Annotated in this window: 17 protein-coding genes; 15 read left to right on the forward strand and 2 right to left on the reverse strand. The window is 64.1% G+C overall.

Annotation, left to right across the window (positions count from 1 at the left end; translation table 11 throughout):
• Genes SZ64_RS01555 through SZ64_RS01565 form a run of 3 tightly spaced genes read left to right on the forward strand, consistent with a single transcriptional unit; the run spans position 1 to position 2,341 of the window.
• Positions 1-1,584 carry an FAD-binding oxidoreductase gene (locus SZ64_RS01555; protein WP_241772958.1) on the forward strand — a complete coding sequence of 528 codons (1,584 nt, stop codon included), beginning with the start codon at positions 1-3 and terminating at the stop codon, positions 1,582-1,584.
• On the forward strand, positions 1,581-1,922 hold the full coding sequence (locus SZ64_RS01560; protein WP_054529220.1) for a cytochrome c: 342 nt from the start codon (positions 1,581-1,583) through the stop codon (positions 1,920-1,922). Before SZ64_RS01555 ends, SZ64_RS01560 begins: the two co-directional genes overlap by 4 nt.
• Positions 1,919-2,341, forward strand: coding sequence for a hypothetical protein (locus SZ64_RS01565; RefSeq protein ID WP_156313417.1), 423 nt, complete (start codon positions 1,919-1,921; stop codon positions 2,339-2,341). Before SZ64_RS01560 ends, SZ64_RS01565 begins: the two co-directional genes overlap by 4 nt.
• Positions 2,342-2,484: 143 nt before the next feature.
• Here the strand turns inward: SZ64_RS01565 and SZ64_RS01570 are convergent, their stop codons facing one another.
• On the reverse strand, positions 2,485-3,336 hold the full coding sequence (locus SZ64_RS01570) for a helix-turn-helix domain-containing protein (RefSeq protein WP_156313419.1): 852 nt from the start codon (positions 3,334-3,336) through the stop codon (positions 2,485-2,487).
• Between the two features lie 92 nt (positions 3,337-3,428).
• On the opposite strand from SZ64_RS01570, the gene pobA reads away from it, so the two are divergent.
• The 12 genes from pobA (at position 3,429) to SZ64_RS01630 (ending at position 21,259) form a co-directional block, all read left to right on the forward strand.
• A complete protein-coding gene (pobA, locus tag SZ64_RS01575; protein ID WP_054529223.1) occupies positions 3,429-4,598 on the forward strand; it encodes a 4-hydroxybenzoate 3-monooxygenase in 1,170 nt (389 codons plus the stop codon).
• 176 nt (positions 4,599-4,774) lie between these two features.
• On the forward strand, positions 4,775-6,991 hold the full coding sequence (locus SZ64_RS01580) for a BamA/TamA family outer membrane protein (protein WP_241772959.1): 2,217 nt from the start codon (positions 4,775-4,777) through the stop codon (positions 6,989-6,991).
• A complete protein-coding gene (locus SZ64_RS01585) occupies positions 6,991-11,238 on the forward strand; it encodes a translocation/assembly module TamB domain-containing protein (RefSeq protein WP_054529224.1) in 4,248 nt (1,415 codons plus the stop codon). The genes SZ64_RS01580 and SZ64_RS01585 overlap by 1 nt, the downstream gene beginning before the upstream one ends.
• A 1-nt stretch (position 11,239) precedes the next feature.
• Positions 11,240-11,431: a hypothetical protein gene (locus SZ64_RS01590; protein WP_054529225.1), complete on the forward strand. Its 192-nt coding sequence runs from the start codon at positions 11,240-11,242 to the stop codon at positions 11,429-11,431.
• A gap of 653 nt (positions 11,432-12,084) precedes the next feature.
• Complete coding sequence (locus tag SZ64_RS01595; RefSeq protein WP_156313421.1) at positions 12,085-12,459, forward strand: DUF6152 family protein; 375 nt, start codon at positions 12,085-12,087, stop codon at positions 12,457-12,459.
• A 17-nt stretch (positions 12,460-12,476) separates the two neighbouring features.
• A complete protein-coding gene (locus SZ64_RS01600) occupies positions 12,477-12,857 on the forward strand; it encodes a DUF6152 family protein (protein ID WP_156313423.1) in 381 nt (126 codons plus the stop codon).
• Positions 12,858-13,069: 212 nt separating this feature from the next.
• Complete coding sequence (locus SZ64_RS01605) at positions 13,070-13,846, forward strand: glutathione S-transferase family protein (RefSeq protein ID WP_054529228.1); 777 nt, start codon at positions 13,070-13,072, stop codon at positions 13,844-13,846.
• Complete coding sequence (locus tag SZ64_RS01610; protein ID WP_082384387.1) at positions 13,843-14,562, forward strand: glutathione S-transferase family protein; 720 nt, start codon at positions 13,843-13,845, stop codon at positions 14,560-14,562. Before SZ64_RS01605 ends, SZ64_RS01610 begins: the two co-directional genes overlap by 4 nt.
• Positions 14,563-14,656: 94 nt before the next feature.
• The gene (locus tag SZ64_RS01615) at positions 14,657-17,101 is read left to right on the forward strand and encodes a TonB-dependent receptor (RefSeq protein WP_054529230.1); all 2,445 of its coding nucleotides are present in this window, start codon (positions 14,657-14,659) and stop codon (positions 17,099-17,101) included.
• 66 nt (positions 17,102-17,167) lie between these two features.
• Positions 17,168-18,580: an MFS transporter gene (locus tag SZ64_RS01620; protein WP_054529231.1), complete on the forward strand. Its 1,413-nt coding sequence runs from the start codon at positions 17,168-17,170 to the stop codon at positions 18,578-18,580.
• Positions 18,581-18,591: 11 nt separating this feature from the next.
• Positions 18,592-19,566 (forward strand): hypothetical protein, encoded by a 975-nt coding sequence (locus SZ64_RS01625; protein ID WP_054529232.1) that lies wholly within the window; start codon positions 18,592-18,594, stop codon positions 19,564-19,566.
• Positions 19,567-19,627: 61 nt separating this feature from the next.
• Positions 19,628-21,259, forward strand: coding sequence for an MFS transporter (locus tag SZ64_RS01630; RefSeq protein ID WP_054529233.1), 1,632 nt, complete (start codon positions 19,628-19,630; stop codon positions 21,257-21,259).
• Between the two features lie 72 nt (positions 21,260-21,331).
• Here the strand turns inward: SZ64_RS01630 and SZ64_RS01635 are convergent, their stop codons facing one another.
• Positions 21,332-22,390, reverse strand: a complete 1,059-nt coding sequence (locus tag SZ64_RS01635; protein WP_054529234.1) for a hypothetical protein — start codon at positions 22,388-22,390, stop codon at positions 21,332-21,334.
• Positions 22,391-22,401 lie beyond the last annotated feature (11 nt).

Genomic DNA, 22,401 nt, shown 5'->3' on the forward strand with positions numbered 1-22,401 from the left:
ATGCCTGAAAAGGGCAAGTTGGGAGAGCTTATGGAACTGGTGCTGCCCAAGGGCATAAGCGCCGCCGCCTTCGATGCAGCCCTGGCGGATTTCCGCTCTGTCGTGGGCGATCAATGGGTGCTGGCGACCGATAGCGACCGCGAGACCTATCTGGACGCTTACGCGCTGGGCGACGGGCACAATCATGCGCCTTCCGCCGCTGTGGCTCCGGCCAGCGTGGAGGAAGTGCAGGCCCTGCTGCGTCTGGCCAATCGCCACAAGGTGCCGCTCTGGCCGGTGGGGCGGGGCAAGAACCTGGGCTATGGTTCGGCTGCTCCGGCGATCCCCGGCACAATGGTGCTGGATATGAGCCGGATGAACCGGATCGAGGCGGATGGGCATTTCGCCCATGCCCTGATCGAGCCGGGCGTGGGCTTTTTCGATCTCTACAATCACCTCAAGGATAACGACATTCCGCTGTGGATGTCGGTCCCCGGCAATGCCTGGGGCAGCGTGATCGGAAATGCGCTGGAACGTGGAATCGGCTACACGCCCTTCGGCGATCATACCGATATGCTCTGCGGGCTGGAGGTCGTCCTGCCCGATGGCGAGATTGTCCGCACCGGCATGGGTGCCATGGAAGGCGGCAAGGCCTGGCAGCATTACCAGCACGGCTTCGGCCCTGACTGGGCGCAGATGTTCGTCCAGTCCAATTTCGGAATTGTCACCAAGGCTGGGGTCTGGCTCCAGCCCGAGCCGGAAATGTCCGCCAAGGTGACGATCAATCTGCCGAAGTTCGAAGATATTTCCTGGGCAGTGGATGTGCTGGCCGAACTGCGCCGCCGCGATGTGATCCAGCACAATATCGTCTTCGGCAATTACCTGCACGATGCCTCGGTCTTCTCCCAGCGTTCCGAATGGTATGACGGGCCGGGCGCGATCCCCGACGATGTCAGCCAGAAGATCATCGACCATTACGGCTCCGGCTGGTGGAGCTTCACCCTGCGCCTGTTCGGCTATGAAGGCACTGTGAAGAGCCACATGCAGGTGCTGCGCGACATGATCGAGCCGAAGCTGGGCAAGGCGCTGGAATTCACCGAATGGCGCAAGGGCGATCCGATCGAGAAATCGGCGCGGGGCATTCCCAGCGTGCTGGCGCTGCAGATCGTCAACTGGCACGGCGGCCGGGGCGGGCATGTCGGCTTCTCCCCCGTCATGCCTCCGGATGGCGCGCTTGCGCTCGCGCAGGCAAAGCGGATGAAGGCCCGCTTCGAGGAAGCGGGGCTGGACTACTACACGAGCTTCACCATGGGCCGCCGCCACATCAGCAATGTGAACCTGCTGATCTATGACCGCGACAATGCCGACATGATCGCGCGGACCAGGAAGCTGTTCGAGACGCTGATCGAGGATTCCGCGAAGATGGGCTATGCCGAATATCGCACCCATCCGGATTTCATGGACCGCATCGCGCGCGGCTTCGATTTCAACAATCATGCCCTGTTCCGCCTGAACGAGCGGCTGAAGGCCATGCTCGATCCCAACGGCATCATTGCGCCGGGCAAGAACGGGATCGGCACTGCGCTGAAGGGAGGCGCGGCATGAAGGGTCTGATCGCATTTGCCGGGCTTGCCTCGCTTGCCGCCGGAACCGCCTATGCCGTGACGCCCGACGACAGAGTTGCCGCGGGCCAGAAGGTGTTCGAGGCGAAATGTGCGCTGTGCCACGCCAAGGTCGGCACCGGCACGATGATGCTGGCCCGCCGTCTGGGCGAGGCCGATGCAATGCTCGCCAACCGCAAGGATCTCGATCCGTCCTACGTCGAAGCAGTGGTGCGCCACGGCATCGGCTCCATGCCCGCGATCACCCGGGTGGAAGTGAGCGACGAGCAGCTCGGCCAGATTGCGGCCTATCTCACTCGCAACAATCCGGAGGAGAAATGATGCGCGCCAGTCGCAGGCAAGTCCTTGGCGGGGCGGCCCTCGCAGCAGGTGCCGCACTGGTGCCGGGCGTTGCTCTGGCCATGCCTGGCCCGGCGGCAGGCATCGTTGCAGACCCCACGCTGCCCGCGGGACGCCTTGCCGCAGGTCACGCACGCAAGGGCGCGCTGCCCTTGTCCGAACAGGGTAATGACCTTGCAGGGCTGTTCTATGGCACGGGTGCGGGCTGGCTTTCCGACGGACGCATGCTGGCGGGCGTTACCGGCTATTCCGGCATGGTCCTCGCCCAAGGTATCGCCCGCGAACAGGGCCGGGACTTTCGCCTGATCGAGCATGGCAGTGATGCGCCGCAGCCGGTGGCGGAATTGCTTGCCGCCATGGGCGAAGGGCGGGGGACGGCTTTTGTCTGGGTGATGGAGTGAGCTGATTTCGAGCGTGGCGCCCCCACTTTCGTCATTCCCGCGAAGGCGGGAATTCAGCGGCAACCTTTGAAACTGGATTCCCGCCTTCGCGGGAATGACGAAGGGCGAGTAACTGCGTCTGTCATCACCTCTTCTATTCTGCGCTATCTCTTCTCCTCGCTCGGCCTGCGTCCGGTCATTCTGTGGTAGAAGCGCGAGAAATAGGATGGGTCTTCGAAGCCCAGTTCCTCGGCCACTTCGCTGCAGCTTGCATTGGTGAAGCGCAGCACGCGGCGGGCTTCCAGTGCGATGCGGCGGTGCAGGGCCTCGCTGGGGGTGATGCCCCATGCGGCTCGGGTGAGGCGGGACAATGTCCGCTCCGTGCATCCCAATTCCTCAGCATAATAGGATAGCGGGCGATGCTCGCGAAAATGGCGCTCCACCAGCGTCTGGAAGCGGGCGAGCTGGGGCGGAAGACCGGGCGTCTCGGGCTGGGCCAGCGGGGCCGTGGCCACGCGCAGCCAGCTTTCCGCCAGCGCCCGTTCCAGCAGGGCGCGGCCTTGCCCGGCACTGTCGCGCTGCGCTTCCAGCAATTGCCGCCCCAGCACCATCAGCCGCCGCTTGGCCCGAATGTCCAGCGGCACCAGAGCGGCGGCGGACAGATAGGCGGCCAGCGGATCGTCTTCGCCCAGCGCCACGCGGAACTCGCGCGAAAGCGTCAGCACGAAGCCAACGGCATTTTCAGTGAAGCGGAAGCCGTGGACGGAGCCTTGCGGCGCGAAGACCAGCAGCGGCCCGGTTGCACGTGTCGTCTTGCCTTCCAGCAATATGTCCGCGCCGCCCGAAGCGAGGAAAAGCACCTGCGAGAGCGACAGGTGGCGATGGGCCGCGATTTCCCATTCATACAGGCGGCTGCGGGCCTCGATCGTCTCGCAATGCACATAGTCGCCGAAATCCGGGGAGGTGTCCTCACCGTAGAGCGCGTAATGCGGAACGGGCGTGGGCGTGCGTGCCATGTCCGAAAAATACCAGAAAGGGTCGCCCGCGTCCCTTCCAATTTTTCCCGCGTCCGGCGAAATCGCCGCATTCAATCAGTCGGGTGAGGACAATGAAGACCCAGGTTTGCATTATCGGCGCTGGCCCCGCGGGGCTGATGCTTGGCCATCTGCTGCGCGCGGAAGGCATTGAATGCGTGGTGCTGGAACGCCAGAGCGGCGATTATGTGCTCGGCCGTATCCGCGCAGGCGTGCTGGAAACGGTCACGGTGGACCTCATGGCGCGGCTGGGCCTCGATGCCCGGCTCAAGGCCGAAGGGCTGGTGCATGGCGGCTTCAACCTTGCCGATGGCGAGCGCCTGATCCGCATCGATCTGGCAGAACTCACCGGCAAGCATGTGACCGTCTATGGCCAGACCGAAGTGACGCGCGATCTGATGGAAGCCAGTGCCGAACGCGGGCTGGACGTGATCTACGAGGCGGGCGACGTTGCCCTGCACGATGTGGACAGCGATGCGCCCTATGTCACTTACACCAGGGACGGCGCCACACAGCGGATCGACTGCCGATTCATTGCCGGGTGCGACGGGTTCCATGGGCCGAGCCGCCAGGCCGTGCCCGCCAGTGCCGGGCAGGCGTTCGAAAAGGTCTACCCCTTCGGCTGGCTGGGCATTCTGGCCGATGTGCCGCCCTGCAATCACGAACTGATCTACGCCAATCACGAACGCGGCTTTGCGCTGGCTTCCATGCGCAGCGAAACGCGCAGCCGCTATTACGTGGACGTGCCGCTGACCGACAAGGTCGAGGAATGGAGCGACGACCGGCTGTGGGATGAGCTGACGATCCGCCTTGGCCCCGATGCCGGATCGCGCATCACGCGCGGCCCCGCGCTGGAAAAGAGCATCGCCCCGCTGCGCTCCTTTGTCTTCGCGCCGATGCGTTACGGCAGCCTGCTGCTGTGCGGCGATGCCGCGCATATCGTGCCGCCCACCGGCGCCAAGGGCCTGAACCTTGCGGCCAGTGACGTGCTCTACGCCGCCGATGCGCTGACCGGCTTCTTCCGTCGCAACGATCCCGATGCCATTTCCGGCTATTCGGACAAGGCGCTGGCCCGCGTGTGGAAGTCTGAGCGGTTCAGCTGGTCGCTGACCATGCTGATGCACCGTTTCCCGCAGGATGGGCCGTTCGAACGGGCGATGCAGGTGGCGGAACTGGATTACATCGCCTCCAGCCGCGCGGCGCGCACCGCGATTGCCGAAAATTACGTCGGCCTGCCGGTCTGACGGCTCGTCTTCATGCCGGAACGGGGCATTCGCGCGGTGAATTGCCCCGTTCGGTCAGCCACTTGCGGGGCGTTGGGCGGCCTCGACGCACGTGTCACCGTAGGCTTCCCACAAGGGGCCTTTCTCTTGTCGCAACTGCGAACTAGTCTCTCCAGCTTGTCTGTCTGGAGACATATGTGCTTATTCCCGGCCGGAATTTCCCCGGCCTGATCCTGCCCGGAACTGCGGCGCGCGGCCTGTGCGCGGCGGCGTGGCTTGCGCTGGCCGTGGGCCTGTGCCCGCCCGTGCATGCCCAGGACGAGGCAGCCGCGCCGAAGCCGATCGTCTCTGACGAGGATTTCGACAAGGCGATTCCTCCGCTCGACGGCGATCTCGAGAGTATCGAGGCGTGGGAGGCCGAGCAGGAACGGCTTGAGGAAGAAGCCGTGCTGAAGGCCGGCGCCATGCCGGTGCGCGTGCGCGAGGATGCCGAGAAAACCGCTGCGGACGAAGCAGCTGCGATCTCCCGCATGCCGATGATCGACGATATGGGCGAGCCGATCCCGCTCGATTCCGGCCTCGACGAACCGCTGCCGCCGCTATCCGAATTCGATCTGGAACCGGTCGACGCCAAGGCCTTGGGCGAGGATACGGACCTTGATCGCAAGCTGCGCTATGACTGGCGGATCGACGGGCTGGACGGCGTGCAAGGCACCGTTTCCGAAGGCGAAATCCGTTCCCGATTCCGCAGCGTTTCCGCGCTGGACGATGGCGATGGGGATTCGGCGACCGGCACGCAGCTCAGTTCGCGCCTCACGGCTGACCGGCAATTGCTGGCCGATGTGCTTTCCGCCGCAGGCCATTTCGACGCTGTGGTGGAACCGGCGATCGAACTGCCCCCGCCCGACGGGGAGGGGAGGGCGACTGCGATCCTGACGGTCCAGCCGGGGCCGCAATATGCCTTTGGCGCCATTGCCTTCGATGCCCCGCCGGTGGAGCCGGAAAACCTCATTCGCCGTTATTTCCCGCTCAAGACGGGCGATCCGATCCTGGCGGAAGATGTGCTGGCGGCAGAGGCGGGCATTGCCATCGGCCTGCCACGCAATGGCTATCCCTTTGCCGAAGTGGGCCAGCGGGACATTCTGCTGGATGAGGAAATGCGCACCGGGGATTATACCTTGCCGGTAACGCCCGGCCCGCGCTCGCGCTTTGGCGAAATGATCGTGGAGGGCGATCCGGTATTCGATGCGGAACACCTCTATGTCCTTGCGCGGTTCGACAAGGGCGACCTCTATAATTCTGAAAAGCTGGACGATCTGCGCGATGCGCTGGTTGCCACCGGGCTGTTCGCCGTGGTCGCGGTGGAGCCGCGCCAGACCGGGCGCGATGCGGGAGAGGGAACGGAATTTGCCGATCTCGCCGTACGTCAGAGCCGGGGGCCGCAGCGTTCCATCTCGCTCAGCGGGGGTTACAGCACCGGGCAGGGCCTGCGGGCGGAAGGCAGCTGGACGCACCGCAACCTGTTCCCGCCCGAAGGCGCGCTGATCCTCAGCGGGCTGGCAGGGACGCAGGAACAGGGCGCCAGCGCCACTTTCCGCCGTTCCAATGCCGGGCGGCGCGACCGGACGGTGGAACTCTCTCTTTCGGCGCTGCATAGCAATTACGATGCCTACAGTGCCTATACCGGGCGGCTGGCCGGGCGGATCAGCTATGACAGTACGCCGATCTGGCAGAAGAAGCTGACCTATTCCTATGGCTTCGAACTGCTGGCGAGTAACGAAAAGAGCTATGTCTTCGCCCGTCAGGCGCGGGAGCGGCAGACCTATTACATCGCCGCCCTGCCGGGGCAGGTGGGCTTCGATACTACCAACGATCTGCTCGATCCGGTGCGCGGTTTCCGCCTTAATCTGAAGCTTTCGCCCGAATATTCCGGCGGCGATCAGAACCAGATCTACGCGCGCGGAATGGTGGAGGGTTCGGCTTACCGTTCCTTCGGCAATTTCGTGCTGGCGGGCCGCGTGCGCGTTGGCTCCATCGTGGGGACGGGGCGAGAAGATCTGGCCCCATCGCGGCGCTATTATGCGGGCGGCGGCGGATCGGTGCGCGGCTTCGGCTATCAGGAACTGGGGCCGAAAGACCCGGATGCGAACCCCGTGGGCGGGCGCAGTCTGGTGGAAGGCGCGGTAGAGGCCCGCTATCGCTTCGGCGATTACGGGGTCGTGGCCTTCCTCGATGGGGGGCAGGTCTATGAAAGCTCCATGCCGGGCTTTTCCGACATTCGCTTCGGCGCGGGCATCGGCGGGCGTTTCTACACCAATTTCGGGCCTGTGCGTCTGGATGTCGCGACGCCGCTGGGCCGCAAGGAAGGCGAATCCCGCATCGCCGTCTATGTTTCCATCGGGCAGGCCTTCTGATGGCAGACGAGGTGGATATCGCGGTCGAAGAGGCACTGTCGCCGGAAGAGGGGCATGAGGCTCCTGCGCGGCGCCACTGGCCGCTGTGGCGAATTCTCGCCGGCCTGCTGGCGCTGATCGTGCTGGCGGCAGGCGGCGGGCTGTGGTGGCTCGATACGGCAGGCGGGCACCGCTTCATCGCGCGGCAGATCAACGCGCTGGAGTTCCAGAACGGCATGACGATCCATGTCGGGCGGCTCGACGGATCAATCTACAGTAAACTTGAGGTTCGTGATCTGGCGCTGGGAGACCCGCAGGGAACCTTCGTTTCCGCGCCGGACGCGACGATGGACTGGCGGCCCTTCGCCTATCTCTCCAACCATGTGGACATAGGCTCGCTCACGGTGCCGCTGCTGCAGGTCAAGCGCCTGCCCGCGCTGCGGGAGGTCAAGTCCGACGAGCCGCTGCTGCCCGATCTCGACATAGATGTGGCGAAGCTGGAGATTGCCCGGATCGAGATCGACCCGGTCATAACCGGCCAGCGCCATGTCGCCTCGATCAGTGCCAAGGTGCAGATCGCGGACCGGCGGGCCATCGTGGATGCGAGGGCGCAGGCGCTTGCCGGGGATGGGCTGGCTGGCGGAGACCTGCTGGTGCTGTCGCTGGACGCCGTGCCGGAAAAGAACCTGCTGAACATTTCGGCAAAGCTCGATGCACCGGCCAATGGGCTGGTGGCCGGGCTGACCGGCAGGGCAGAGGCGCTTACGGCCTCGCTTGGCGGCAAGGGCGATTGGGCGAAATGGGACGGCGCGCTGACCGCCGCCTATGGCAAGGCCAGCCTCGCCGATCTGGCGCTCACTGCGCGCGATGGCACTTTCGGCGTGAAGGGGGAGGCAAGCCCCGGCCTGCTGCTGCCCGCATCTGGCGCAAGCATGTTCCAGCCCGTCACGAGGGTCGACCTTACCGCCGGGCTGGACCAGCGCCGGGTCGATCTCAAGGGTGTGCTGGACAATGCCAATTTTCACCTGGCTGCCGATGGCCTCGTCGATCTGGGAGAGAACAGATTTGAAGATCTGGCAGTGGATTTCCGCCTGCTGCGCCCCGCGGCCATCGCGCCCGATTTCCGGGGGCAGGGCGTTGCCGCCAGCCTGAAGCTGGACGGCGCTTTCGCCACGCCGCGCATCGCCTATACGCTCAACGCCGCGCGGCTGGGCTTTGGCGATACGGCGATTGTCGGCCTTTCCGCGCAGGGCGAAGGCCGCGTGGATGCGGATAAGGCACAGGTGCCTGTCCACGCCCGCGCGCGGATGATCGACGGGCTTGATGCTGCGGCGGGCGAATTGCTCACCAATGTGCGGCTGGATGGCGATCTGGCGGTGAAGTGGCCGCGCATCCTTTCCGATAATCTCAAGATCCGCTCTGACCGGATCGACGTGACCGCTGTGTTGGTGGCCGATGTTTCCACCGGCCTCTACACCGGAGCGTTGAACGGGCGGATAGGCAATTATGCCGTGGCGGGTGTCGGCCGGTTCGACGTGTCGAGTTCGCTGGACCTCAAGACCGAAGGCAACGGTTTCCGCATCGCGGGCAAGGTCACGGCGCGCAGCCGCGAGATATTCAATGAATCCGCCCGCGATTTTCTGGGCGGGAACGGCCTGATTTCTGCCGACATATCCTATGGCACCGATGGCGTGGCGCGGGTTTCGGGACTGCGGATTGCCGCGCCGGAATTTCGCATGGCGAATGGCGCGGGTTCCTATAGGCCCGATGGCGCGATTGCCTTTGCCGGTTCGGGCATTTCGGACCGTTATGGCCCGCTGTCGCTGGATGTCAGTGGCACGCTGGGCAGCCCGGTGGCTATCGTCAAGGCGGAGCGGCCGGGGCTGGGCGTGGGCCTGGCCAATCTGCGCGCGGAACTGAAGGGCACGCAAAGCGGCTATGCCCTGCTGGCCACGGGGGAAAGCGATTACGGGCCGTTCGATGCCGATCTGGCGATCCTGTCCGGCACTGGCCCGCTGACCATCGACATCAATCGCGGCAATTTCGCGGGCGTGAACCTGTCTGGCAGGATCGTACAGAGTGCTGACGGGCCATTCACCGGCACGCTGGCGGCCAATGGTTCGGGGATCGACGGGCAGGTGCAATTGCTCGCCGAAGGCGAGGCGCAGCGCGCGCTGGTGGATGCCACCGCCAGCAATGCCGTGCTGGGCAGCCCGGCGCGGCTTTCCATCGCCCGCGCGATTGCCAAGGCGGATATCATCCTGCTGGATCAGCCCCATGTAGTGGCCGATGTGCAGGTGGCGGGCCTTGCGATGCAGGGCTTCGCGCTGGAACGGGCGCGCGCACAGATCGACTATCGCGGCGGCGCCGGCACGGCAAAGCTGCTGGCCAAGGGTAATCGCGGCACGCCATTCGACATTGCCGCCAATGCCCAGATGGCGCCCGAACAATGGCGCGTGGCGCTGCGGGGCAGTGCGGGCGGCGTGGCCTTCCACACGGAGAATCCGGCGCGGATCAAGCTGGCCAAGGGCGCCTATGAATTGCTGCCCACGCGGCTCGCCCTGCGGCAGGGCAGCGTGCAGCTGGCGGGCAGCTATGGCGAAGAAACGAAGCTGCAGGCGCGCCTCAACGATGTGGACCTTGCCGTGCTGCGCCCGGTCATGCCCGAACTGGGGCTGGGCGGCGTGGCATCGGGCAGCGTGGATTTCACGCAGGTGGGCGATGGCTTCCCCAAGGCCGATGCACGCCTGACGGTGGAGCGATTTACCCGCACCAGCCTTGCCGCGATCAGCCAGCCGGTCGATCTGCGCGTAGTGGGCAGGCTGCAGCCCGATGGCGGCACGTTGCGGGCGCTGGTTCAGCGTAACGATACCGATGTCGGCCGGGTGCATGTCGATCTGAAGCCGCTCGGCCCGGAAAGCGGAAGCTGGACCACGCGGCTGATGGCGGCGCCCCTTGGCGGGGGCATTCGCTATAACGGCCCGGCCAGCGTGCTGTTCTCGCTCGCGGCCCTGCCGGATCAGCATTTGACCGGCGTTATCGGCGTGGCGGCGGATTTCAGCGGAAGGGCGCAGACGCCTTCGCTGACCGGCGTGGTCCGCGCGGACGATCTCACTTATGTGAACGATGCCTATGGCACGCGCCTCACCAAGATGCGGCTGCGCGGCACTTTCACGGATGACCGGCTGGAAGTGACCGAATTGTCCGCCAATGCGGGCGGGGGCACGGTCAGCGGTAGCGGCTTCGTCAGCCTGTCGAGCGAGAAGGGTTATCCGCTCCAGCTGGACCTCAAGCTGGATAATGCCAGCGTGGCCGATGCGCCGGGGATGGAGGCGCGCGCTACCGGCACGCTGGCTATCATCAATAATCCGGGCGATCCGGCAGTGATCCGCGGCGCGATCCGCCTTCCCGAAACCCGCTATCGCATCGTGCGCGAAGGGGCGGCCGAAGTGCGCACCCTGTCCGGCATCCGCCGCAAGTCCGACGAGGCGCAGGCGGCGCTGGCGCAGGCAGTGGCGGCCAAGGCCAAGCCCGATGCGATTTCGGGCGTGCCGTCCAATTGGCGGCTGGAAGTGGATGTGGTCGCGCCGGAAAGGGTGTTCGTCAGCGGGATGGGGATGGAATCCGAATGGTCGGCCGACATCAAGCTGCGCGGCACCACGGGCAATCCGCGCATCACCGGCGGGATAGACCTTGTGCGCGGCACGCTGGGCTTTGCCGGGCGGACCTTCGACCTCCAGTCCGGCCGCATCCGCTTCAATGACGGCAATCCCTATAATCCAACGCTGTCGGTGACGGCGGAGGGCAAGGCCGACGATGTGGATGTGGCAATCTCGCTCACCGGATCGGCCGGGAACCCGCAGGTCACTTTCAGTTCCACCCCGTCGCTGCCGCAGGACGAAATCCTGGCGCGTATCCTGTTCGGCAGTTCCATCGGCGAATTGTCCACCATTCAGGCCGTGCAGCTTGCATCCTCGCTCAACGCCTTGCGCGGGGCAGGGGGCTTCAGCCCGCTGGGCGTGCTGCAATCGGCATCGGGGATCGACCGCATCCGCATTCTGGACGCGGACGAGGCCAATGGGCGCGGCACGGCGGTGGCGCTGGGTCAGTACATCACGAACGACATCTATGTGGAGATCGTGACCGATACGCGCGGCTATACCGCCACCCAGATCGAGATCAGCCTGACGCCCGCCCTTTCCGTGCTGAGCCAGATGGGCAGCTTCGGCGGGTCGAACGTCAATATCAGATACCGCAAGGATTACTGAAATGCGCAGCCTTGCCACGCTATGCCTGCTCTGCGCCGCGCTGGCAGGCTGCAAGGAACAGGCCTTTGACGAGCGCTATTCCGAGCAGGAGCAGAAGCTGTCCAGCGAGGCTGCCGCGATGGATGCGGAACTGGATCAGCGGATGACCGAGAAGCCGGGGATGGAGACGCCTGCGGAGGGTGAGGCGGAGTAGGGGCGGCCTTGCGTTATGGGGCCCTGCTTGCGCTGGGGATTATGGGGGGATGTAGCGCTTTATGCGTCTTGCCTTGCGAAGCCTCCCAACCCCCGCTCAGCCTGAGCTTGTCGAAGGATACGCGCTGACCTTTGGTCCGAGTGCAATCAAGTTTGCGCTCGGGGCTTGCTGTGAAGTGGTGTGGGGCGAGTGTTTCCCGTGTCCTTCGACAAGCTCAGGATGAACGGGTGTGGGTGAGCGGGGCAGGTGCGCTCAACCCCCTTCTCGTCATTCCCGCGCAGGCAGGAATCCAGTTCGACGGTTGCTGCTCGGTTCCCGCCTGCGCGGGAATGACGAAGAAAAGAAACACACCCCATCATCCGACGGCGGGCCCGGACGTAACGCCGTGAGGAAATCCGAAGGAACCGCGCGGCCGGCAATGCGCCTGGGATGCGTGGGCGGGCTCGCACGATCCGCGCTTCCATCGCGGCCGGTGCCGCGCGCTGACAGGCCCTTGCCGCCGCATCACTCTCTTCATCGCAGCTGTGCGATTACCTTATTGACGAAATCAAAAAGATGACGTTAGGTAGATGCACGAGCGGGCGAACCGCCGATTGGGAGAGTATTCTGTGAGTTTAGGCATGAAACTGGTGCGGCTCGGTCTGGGGGTGGGAATGGCAGCGCCTCTCGCCCTGGCGGGAACCGCACAGGCACACCACAGCTTTGCAATGTTCGACCAGAAGAAGATGGTGACTCTGGTGGGCACCGTGTCCGAATTCCAATGGACCAACCCCCACGCCTTCATCGAGATCGACGTGCCCAATGGCAGCAAGGTCACGCATTGGAGCATCGAGCTGAACAGCCCGAACAATCTCAAGCGGCAGGGCTGGAGCCGGGTCTCGCTCAAGACGGGTGACAAGATCACCATGCGGGTCAATCCCTTGCGTGACGGCAGGCCCGGCGGCCTGTTCCTCGACCTGAAGAAGGCCGACGGCAAGGTGCTCGATTCCGGCCTGCCGAAAGACGGCAAGCCCGCGAACGTGTTTTGAGGATGAGGAGCAAGTCCATGCGCAAGGCAGCCCACCCTCTCCTCGCCGCCCTTATGCTGGCTGCGGCCTTCGTCGCGCCGCCTGTGGCCGCCCATCATTCCTACGCCATGTTCGACATGACCAAGACAGTCGTGCTGGATGCCACCATCGTGCGTTTCCGCTGGCAGAATCCCCATTCCTTCATCGAAGCCAATGCGGCGGTGAAGGGCAAGGGGGAGGTTTGGGCGATCGAAATGAACAGCCCCAACAACCTTATCAACGAAGGCTGGAAGCGCACCACGCTGAAGCCGGGCGACAAGGTGAAGCTTTATGTCCATCCGCTGCGCGACGGCAGCAAGGGCGGCAGCTATGCCGGGGTGCGCCTGCCGGACGGATCGACGCTCGGCACCGTGAAATAGGGGCGGCGGCCTGCAGAAGAACCAGCGTGCGAATATCTGTTTGATCAGCGGAAGGCGTCTCACCGATCCCTCGTCTTCCTGCTGGCAGTACGCCCGGCTCCAGGGCCGGGCGTACCTTTTTGACTTTGTAAAATTAGCTTATTGACGGAATCAATATGCGCCGATAGGCTTCAGTTAAATCGCCCGCAAAGACGGGCGGACAGGGAGAAGCGATGCTCGAGGTTTATACCTGGGAACCCAACGCAAATTCAGGCAAGCCATTGCTTTGCCTGCATGAAAAGCGCGTTCCCTTTACGCATCACTATATCGACATGGGCAAGCTGGAACAGTTTTCTCCGGCTTTTCTGGCAATCAATCCGGACGGGACGATTCCCGCCGTCGTGCATGACGGATTCGTGATGACGGAATCGACCCCGGCCATGGAATATATCGACGATGCCTTCGAAGGCCCGTCGCTGCGCCCGGCAGATCCCATGTGGCGCTGGCAGATGCGCCAGGTGATGCGATACATGGATAATATCGTGGCGCCTTCGCTCGCCATGCTGGCTTCCAACCGGCTCGCCGCCCCGCGCTATGCGGAAGTGGACGAGGAAGAAAAGCGCCGCGAACTCGACAAGATCCCGCTGCCGGAACGCCGTGCCGCCTGGGAAAAGCTGATGTTCGGCAAGACCCCGCAGGCCGATCTGGATGAATCCACCCGGCGCGTGGCGGAAAGCTTCGATGTGTTCGAAGATCTGCTGTCCTGCTCGCCCTATCTGGCGGGGGAAGACTTCTCGCTGGCGGACATCAATGTGATGGCCACCTTCTATCACCTGCCGCAATCCTATCCCGACGATGTGAACGACCAGCGCCGCCCGCATATCATGGCGTGGCTGCGCCGCTGCCATGCGCGCGAAAGGCTGCAGCGCGGCTTTGCCACCGGGCGCGGCTTCATCACGCAGAGGGCTGCCGATGTCCGGCGCCTGCTGGGCGTGGAGGACGTGGCATGATTGAGTTGTATCATGGCGGCCCGACTGGCCATTCCGCTTCCGTCCTGATCGCTCTAACCGAAAAGGGGCTAGATTACACCTCGCACGAGCTGGATCTGGCACGGTTCGAGAACCATTCCGATGCGCTTCTGGCGCTCAATCCGGAAGGGCAGGTGCCGGTTCTGGTGGCCGATGGTCAGGCGCTGACCGACACGTTCCATATCCTGCTTTACCTCGACGAGGCTTTTGCCGAGCCCGCCCTCGGCGGTCCGAACCCTCAGGCGCGATATGCGGTCCACAAGTGGGGCAAATATGTGGAGACGCATATCGCGCCAAACCTCGCCATTGCACGCTGGGCGCGCCTGGGCGGGGCGAGGAAGGCAGGTGAAGGCCCCCGGCTTGACCGTTTGACGCCGGAACGCTCCGCCCTGTGGCGCAAGGCGCTGGCCGGATTTTCCGACGAGCAGGTGGAAGCGGCGCACAAGGCGCTGGAGAAGGCCGCGGATCGCGTCGCGCAGGATGCCGCCGATGGTGGATGGCTGGCGGGCGATGCCTATTCGGTCGCCGACATCGCCGTCTATCCGCATCTGGCCCAGTTCGCGGCACTGGGGATCGACCTGCCCGAAGCTGCTGCCGAATGGCTGGGCCGTGTAGCTGCCCGTCCGGCAGTGGCCAGTGCGGCGGGCGACATGCGCATCGTTGCTACGATGGGCCCAGAACTGGGGCGCTGGGGGTGATGCAGACAGTCTGAAGTGAATTTTCCGGAGCACGCGCAGGAAGATGGGTGCCCGGGGGGACAAGCAAGAACCAGAATTTGTGGGGAGAGAGATAATGAAAACCGATAAGCGTGTCGGGCGGTATGCCGCCATTCAATTCGCCACCCGCGCAAGCTGCGCGGCCCTGGCAGCGGCCCTGCTGGTGCCTGTCGCAGCCCAAGCGCAGGACGATGGCGCAGACGAAAATCCGGCCAATCGTGAAATCATCGTGACCGCGCAGTTCCGCGAACAGGCGCTGCAGGATGTGCCGATCGCCATTTCGGCCGTCACCAGCGAGGAACTGGAGCAGCGCAGCGTCAAGAACGTGCTCGACATCGCCAATTCGGTGCCGAACGTGGAAATGACCAGCGGCGGTTCGGGCTATGGCGCGCAGACCAACCAGGCCTTCATTCGCGGCCTCGGCCAGGCGGACTTCCTGACCGCCTTCGAACCGCGCGTGGGCTTCTATGTGGACGATGTTTATTACGCGACCACCTATGGTTCGGTGTTCGACGTGCTCGACCTGGAGCGTGTGGAAGTGCTGCGCGGCCCGCAGGGCACCCTGTTCGGCCGCAACTCGGTGGGCGGTGCGCTGCGCCTGATCTCCAAGAAGCCCAAGGGCGATAACAGCGGCTATTTCGAAGTCACCGGTGGCAGCCGCGAGCGTTACCAGCTTCGCGGCGCCTATGATCTTGGGCTGACCGATCAGTTGGCCCTGCGCGTGGTGGCCAATGCCAAGGGCCAGGAAGGCCACGTCAAGCGGCTCGACTACAAGTGCGAGCATCCGGAATACGGCAATGCGCAGGTTGGCGGCGTCGGCCTCGGCCCGGTCAACAATGACAGCTGCCAGGTGGGCACGCTGGGCGGCGGCCATAGCTACAGCTTCCGCGGCACGCTTGGCTGGGAACCGACCAGCGACGTGCAGGTCTATCTCTCGGGCGATTACACCAATGAAACGGCGGAAAGCTCGGCTGAAGTTATCATCGATGCGCAGTCTTCGCTCATCAACCCGGAAACCGGCCTTGCGGGTGGCGCGATCCCCGTCGGCGGGGTGGACAATAATGGCCTCGCCAAGTGGCTGAAGGGGCTGGGCACCAGCTATTACGGCTTCGACGTTTCGACGCCCGAAAAGCTGCAGGCGGTCATCGCTTCGCTTGAATCGCCCGACGGCTACAGCACCTATGCCCGCTACGGCAACCAGCGCACCGGCCTGATCAACGATCCGGAAGGCACGATGGAAGCCTATGGCGGCTCGCTGACGGTCGAGGCCAATCTGGCCGAAAACCTGCACCTGACCTCGATCACTGCCTATCGCAAATATTCCGGCGATTTCGGCCAGAGCCTTCTGGCCATTCCGGTGGAAGAAGTCCGCAATGGCCTGACCCACCGCCAGTTCAGCCAGGAACTGCGCCTGCTGGGTTCGACCTTCAACGATGTGCTGGATTACACCCTCGGCGCCTATTACCTCGATACCGAGACGCTCAACCCGGCCCGTGTGCAGACCGAAGGCTTCACCAACGGGCTGGACTTCTTCAGCGACGATACGGCGACGCTGAAGAGCTGGGCCGTGTTCGGCGCGGTGGACCTCCACCCGGTCGAGCGGCTGACCCTGTCTGCCGGCGTGCGCTATTCGAACGAAAAGAAGACTTATACGTTCGACCGCGATTATTCGCCTTCGAACCTGAGTGTGCTGAACTTCGTTTCGACCGGCAAGAACCACGACGATCGCGTCAATCCGCGCTTCTCGATCTCCTATGAAGCATCGGACGATGTGAACCTCTATGCGTCCTATTCCACGGGCTTCACGGCTTCGGCCTTCAACGCCCGCCCGTTCGGTGCCAGCGGTATCTTCGCCCTCGAACCGGAAGACGTGACGTCCTACGAAGTCGGCTTCAAGTCGAACCTGTTCGGCCGGATGCTGCGCCTCAATGCGGCGGCCTATCTGACCGAGTTCGACAAGATCGTGGGTACCGTGCGCGATCCGGCCTATCGCGGCGGCGCCTGTGCGGTGTTCTGTAACGAGAATGTCGGCAATGCCGAAATCAAGGGCTTCGAAGTGGAAGCGGTGGCCCGTCCGGCGGATGGCCTGATGATCTCCGGCAATGTCGGCTATACCGATTTCCGCTACAAGGAACTGCTGGCCGCCACGCAGGGTCTGACCCTCGACAGCCCGCAGACCCGCGTGCCCAAGTGGAACCTATCGGGTGCCATCCAGTACGATGCGGATCTGAGCGAAAGCCAGACGCTGACCCCGCGCGTGGACGTCAGCTACCGTTCGGACATCGCCTATTCGAACAATGTCCTGGCGACCTCCTCGGTGCAGCCGTCCTATGCGCTGGTGAACCTGCGCCTGACCTATGCGAACAAGGATCTCGGCTTCTCGATTGCGGCAGCCGTCACCAATCTGTTCGACGAATATTACCTCACCACGATCACCGATCAGCGGGAAAGCTTCGGCTTCCTCAGCGCCACGGTCGGGCGGCCTCGCGAATGGTCGCTCACCCTGCGCAAGGAATTCTGAGCAATCCACACAGGGGGAGGCAGGGCTGGTCCTGCCTCCCTTCGCCAGTCTTGAGAGGATGATCCGATGGGCAGTGTTGCCGGGGATGATTTCAGCAGTTCGTTTCAACCGGGGGCGAGCGGGGCAGAAGGGGCTGGTCCTGCTGCTACCCCCGCCGCAGGCCCCGGCTATCCGCCACCGGCGCAGGCCTGGTTCACCGTCGGCGTCCTGGCCACGGTCACGACCGTCGCCATGCTCGACCAGAATATCCTCGGCCTGCTGATCCAGCAGATCAAGGCGGACTTCAACCTGACCGATGCCGAAGCAGGCCTGCTGCTCGGCCCGACGCAGGCCATTTTCTACGCCCTCGTGGCCGTGCCCTTCTCGCGCTATATTGACCGCTGGACGCGCAAATGGATCATCGCGGGCGGGCTGATCGTCTGGAGCCTGGCCACAGCCGCATCCGGCCTTGCCGCCAACTTCGCCCAGCTCTTCATCGCGCGCGTCGTGGTCGGGGCGGGCGAATCCGTCAACGGGCCGACGGCCTATTCGATGGTGGCGGACTGTTTCCCGCGCGACAAATTGCCGCGCGCCGTCTCCACCTTGCAGATCGGATCGGTGGCGGGCAGTGGCCTGTCGCTGCTGCTGGGCGGCCTGATGATCTGGCTGGTCACTACCCTCGGCTCGCCCGATCTGCCGATTGTCGGCACATTGCGCCCATGGCAGGTCGTGCTGCTCGCGCTGGGCCTGCCGGGCCTGCTGATCTCGCTGCTGCTGATCAAGGTGAAGGAACCGCCGCGCCATAATCTGCGCCTGAAGACCCGCAATGCCGGCTTCAAGAAGACGATCAGCTATCTGTGGCTGCATGTCGCCGTATTCGGGCCGATGTTCCTGGGGCTGACCATCGGCTCGCTGGATGCCGGTGGGCGCGCCTGGGGTGCAGCCTTCTTCGAACGGACCTATGGCTGGTCGCCCACGCAATATGGCATCGTTTCCGGCGTCGTATCCATCGTCGCCATGCTCGCGGGCCTCTATCTGGGTGCGAAATGGGCGGAATGGTTCCAGAACCGGGGCGATCCGGCCGGGGCCTATCGCGTGATCCTCTATACCCGCCTCGTCGCCATTCCCTTCGCGATCTTCCAGCCGCTGATGCCCACGCCCGAACTGGCGATGGCATTCAGTTCGGTTGCCTACCTGTCGCTGGGGATGAACGGCCCGATGCTCAATGCCGTAATGCTCGCCATCTCGCCCAATGAGATCCGCGGGCAGGTGATGACGCTGTACCTGTTCATCTACACCGTGGTCGGCGTGGGCATGGCGCCCTTCGTGACCGGCCTGACTACCGACCATATCTTCACTTCGCCCGATGACCTGCGCTGGTCCATCATGCTGCTGCATGTTGTGTTCCTGCCTGCCGCACTGGCAATCACCTGGCTGGGCCTGAAGCCCTTCCGCAAAGAAGTGGAGCGACTGAACGCAGAAGATGCGCGGGTCGCCTGAGGGAGAGAGAAATGCTGAAGAAACTGATTGCCGCTGCCGCCCTGATATTGGGCATAGCCGCAGCGCCCGCTGCGGCTCAGGCGAAGGACGCCCCGATCCCGTGCGAGCGGGCCTGCATGGAAGACCTTGCCGGGCGCTTCCTCGACGCACTGGCCTCGCGCGATGCCTCGAAGCTGCCGCTGGCCAAGAATGCCCGCTACACGGAAAACGGGCAGGCCATGGGCTTCAACAACGGCATGTGGCAGACGGCCAGCAAGGTCGGCGCCTATCGCCATGTCTTTGCCGATCCGGCCACCGGCCAGTTCGGCGTGTTTTCCACCATGGATGAAAACGGCCACGGCCTGACGCTGGGTGCCCGCGTGCGCCTGCATCTGGGCCAGATCACCGAAGTGGAACTGGTAACCTATCGCACGGGCGCAGGCCCGGCGTGGAACGATGCGGGCTATGGCTATCTGGAAAAGATGCAGAAGCCCAAGGACCTGTGGCTGGACAGCCCGCCTGCCGGCAAGCGCCTCAGCCGCCAGGAATTGATCGCGGCGGCCAACAATTACTTCAACGCCATCGAGAACAATGACGGCAAGGGCTATTATCCCTTCACTGAAGATTGCGACCGGCTGGAAAACGGCACGCTGACCAGCAACAATCCCGGCATCGTCCGCATGGGCGGCATCGATATCGGCGGGATGGGCTGCAAGGAACAGTTCTCCACCGGCCTCTATGGCGTTGTCACCGAAGTGCATGACCGCCGCTTCCCCATCGTGGATGAAGAGCGCCAGGCCGTGTTCGCCTTCGCCGTGTTCGATCACTGCGGCTGCAAGAAGGAACTGGTGACGCCCGACGGCCGCAAGGTGGATGTCGGCATGTTCAACAAGCCGTCCAGCATCCTTCTGGCTGAAGCCTTCAAGCTGAAGGAAGGGATGATCCAGCAGGTCGAGGCGGTCGGCACCAGCGTGCCCTACCACTCCGATCCGGGCTGGAGCCACTGATCCCCTGACCTTCCGGGCACGGATCTGCAGACCCCACACCTGTTTAATTTAGCGGGGCTACATGGCGAATAGTAAAACCCAGCCGCGGGGGCCGGGCACATGGTCGCCGCTGCGCCATAAGGTGTTCCTGGCGATCTGGCTCGCGAGCATCGTCAGTTCGATCGGCAGCCAGCTTCAGCAGGTGGGGGCGGCGTGGTTGATGACCTCGCTCAACCCCTCGCCGGAAATGGTGGCGCTGGTCACGGCGCTATCCACTCTTCCGATCCTGCTCTTCTCGCTGCCGGCGGGGGCACTGGCGGATATTCTGGACCGGCGGCTGGTGCTGTTCGGCGCGCAGATCCTGATGCTGGTGGCATCGGGCGTGCTGGCGGCACTGGCCTTTGCCGGGCTGGTGACGCCGGGCCTGCTGCTGCTGCTGACCTTCATGGTGGGATCGGGGCAGGCGATCATGGCGCCCGCCTGGCAATCGACCGTGGGCGATCTGGTCCCGCGTGAGAAGGTGCCCCATGCCGTGGGGCTGAATACCATGGCCTTCAACATCGCCCGCACCGTCGGCCCGGCACTGGGCGGCGTGCTGGTGGCGATGGTGGGCAGCAAGGTGAACTTCGCGCTCAATGCCGTCAGCTATCTGGCACTGATCGGGGTGCTGCTGGCCTGGCGGCCGGAGCGGCGGCAGGGGCTGGACGCGGATTCCGTCTTCGCCGCGATGCGCGACGGGGTGACCTATACGCTCCATTCCACGCCGGTGCGCCGCGTGATCGTGCGGGCGATGTGCTTCGGCTTCTGTTCCTCCATCGTCGTTGCCCTGATGGCGCTGGTTGCGCGCGACCTGCTCCACCACGGGGCGACCGTGTTCGGCGTGCTGATGGGGTGCATGGGCATGGGGGCCGTTGCCGGTGCCTCGCAGCTCGGGCGGATGCGGCACCGCTTCGCCACCGAAGGGCTGATCCGAATTTCCATCGCGGTCACTTCCGCCGCGCTGTTGGGCATCGGCCTGTCACGCCATTTGCCGCTGACCTGCCTTGCCCTGTTCGTGGTGGGCGCGGGCATGGTGCTGGGCCTGTCCACTTTCAATGTGGCTGTGCAGATGAACGTGCCGCGCTGGGTCTCGGGCCGTGCGCTGGCGCTCTATCAGATGTTCACCTTCGGCGGGATGACGGTGGGGGCGTGGTTCTGGGGCCATATCGGCGAAAGGGTGGGCATCGGGCCGACCTACATGATCTGCGCCGGTGTGCTGGTTTCCACCCTGCTGCTGGCCTGGCGCCTGCCGGTGGAGGAAGTCCATTCCAGCGCGCTGACCTCCGCCCCGCATGAGGACGAGCATGTCCTGCCCGAAGCGCCCGAAGGCGTGGGCGTGGTGGTGGTGATCGAATATATCGTGCCGCCCGCCAGGCTGGACGATTTCCTCGCCGCCGTAACCGCGCGGCAGCGCATCCGCATGCGTGACGGGGCGCAGAAGGTCACTCTGCTGCAGGATGCGACCAATGGGGAATTGTGGGCGGAAAGGTTCCAGGTGCGCAGCTGGGCGGAATATCTGCGCCAGCGCCAGCGCCGCACGCTGGAGGCCAAGGAATATGACGATTTCCTGAGCGAGTGCCATGGCGGATCGCAGCCGCCGGTAACCCGTTTCTATTTCGAGCATCGGGCGCGGCCCGACAGCGGGGAGACGATGGTATCCTACCCGCTGGGGTAAGGATGCTTGCTTGCCGCTGGGTGTAGCGCGGGCGGGCGGCCCTCCTGTGTCCGCCCGCGCACACCTTTCACATCAGTTTGGATCCGCGTGGGTCCATCCGTCATTGGTGCCATAGGGAATGGTGACGAAGGGAAAGGCTTCCACTTCGTAGATCTTCCCGTCGCGAATGCCGAAGGTTTCCATCGTGGTGAGGTTTAGGACCATGCCCGCGCCGCTTTGCGGGCGCTGTAATCCGCCTGGCACCTGATCGCGCACGCCATCATGCACGAAGAAGGGGAAGGTCGCGACCAGGCCCTTCTGCTGATCGACCACCAGTGCGCGGTGCGGCCAGATACGCTTGATGCCGTTGAACACGCCGATATCGATCTGTTCCTTGCAGGTCATGGTCGACAGCTTGCTGAAGTAACGGCCCATTTCGGTGTTGAGATCGGGCATCTTCGGCGTGGGCGATGCGCGGCCTGGCTGCTTGTTCGCCACGGTCTGATAGCCCTGTTCGTACCGCACGCATTCGTCGGCAAAGGGCGCGATGGAGCCATCTTCCCCGGTCAGCGCGTCGAAATAGCTTTCGGCGGCATAGGTCAGATATTCGCGGCTCATTTGCTTGTCCTTCGGCACATCGGCCAGCAGGGTGGGGCGCGGATGGGTCAGCAGTTCCATTGCCTCGGGCGCGACATTGCGATCGTACCAGTGCTCGACCTCGGTGATCATGTTGCGTTCCACCCGGATGCGGATGGCTATCATCGCGATCTGGCCGTCGATCTTCATCACCGTCTGGAAGGCCATCTGGCCCTGCACCGGATCGGCCACGGTGATCTTGAAGGCGGTCGGTTCCATCTTCGCGCGCCAGAACAGGCCGGTGCCCATCTGGATCTTGCCGGTATTCTCGGTGGCGATCACCTGTTCGGCAAAGGGCAGGGCGCTCATGTCCTTGGTCTGCAGTGCGGTGAGATAGGCCTCGCCGATCTTCACCAGACAGTCCCGGTCGCAGGGCTTCACATTGGCCGCGTTCCACGTCTTCTTGTACCACGGCTTTGCCGCCTGATCCGCGGCGGCGGCCGGGCTGGCCGCTGCCGTTGCCGCCAGCGCGACGGCCAGCGCCAGACCGGCGCCGGCAAACTTTCTCAATGCCATTCTTGCTACTC

It is taken from the genome of Erythrobacter sp. SG61-1L (assembly GCF_001305965.1).
Taxonomy (GTDB): domain Bacteria; phylum Pseudomonadota; class Alphaproteobacteria; order Sphingomonadales; family Sphingomonadaceae; genus Andeanibacterium.

Coding starts and splice junctions, on each gene's coding strand:
- SZ64_RS01615 (WP_054529230.1), top strand. CDS start 14,657: ATGAAAACCGATAAGCGTGTCGGGCGGTATGCCGCCATTCAATTCGCC.
- SZ64_RS01605 (WP_054529228.1), top strand. CDS start 13,070: ATGCTCGAGGTTTATACCTGGGAACCCAACGCAAATTCAGGCAAGCCA.
- SZ64_RS01585 (WP_054529224.1), top strand. CDS start 6,991: ATGGCAGACGAGGTGGATATCGCGGTCGAAGAGGCACTGTCGCCGGAA.
- SZ64_RS01570 (WP_156313419.1), bottom strand. CDS start 3,336: ATGGCACGCACGCCCACGCCCGTTCCGCATTACGCGCTCTACGGTGAG.
- SZ64_RS01590 (WP_054529225.1), top strand. CDS start 11,240: ATGCGCAGCCTTGCCACGCTATGCCTGCTCTGCGCCGCGCTGGCAGGC.
- SZ64_RS01625 (WP_054529232.1), top strand. CDS start 18,592: ATGCTGAAGAAACTGATTGCCGCTGCCGCCCTGATATTGGGCATAGCC.
- SZ64_RS01565 (WP_156313417.1), top strand. CDS start 1,919: ATGATGCGCGCCAGTCGCAGGCAAGTCCTTGGCGGGGCGGCCCTCGCA.
- SZ64_RS01630 (WP_054529233.1), top strand. CDS start 19,628: ATGGCGAATAGTAAAACCCAGCCGCGGGGGCCGGGCACATGGTCGCCG.
- SZ64_RS01555 (WP_241772958.1), top strand. CDS start 1: ATGCCTGAAAAGGGCAAGTTGGGAGAGCTTATGGAACTGGTGCTGCCC.
- SZ64_RS01635 (WP_054529234.1), bottom strand. CDS start 22,390: ATGGCATTGAGAAAGTTTGCCGGCGCCGGTCTGGCGCTGGCCGTCGCG.
- pobA (WP_054529223.1), top strand. CDS start 3,429: ATGAAGACCCAGGTTTGCATTATCGGCGCTGGCCCCGCGGGGCTGATG.
- SZ64_RS01600 (WP_156313423.1), top strand. CDS start 12,477: ATGCGCAAGGCAGCCCACCCTCTCCTCGCCGCCCTTATGCTGGCTGCG.
- SZ64_RS01610 (WP_082384387.1), top strand. CDS start 13,843: ATGATTGAGTTGTATCATGGCGGCCCGACTGGCCATTCCGCTTCCGTC.
- SZ64_RS01620 (WP_054529231.1), top strand. CDS start 17,168: ATGGGCAGTGTTGCCGGGGATGATTTCAGCAGTTCGTTTCAACCGGGG.
- SZ64_RS01595 (WP_156313421.1), top strand. CDS start 12,085: ATGGCAGCGCCTCTCGCCCTGGCGGGAACCGCACAGGCACACCACAGC.
- SZ64_RS01560 (WP_054529220.1), top strand. CDS start 1,581: ATGAAGGGTCTGATCGCATTTGCCGGGCTTGCCTCGCTTGCCGCCGGA.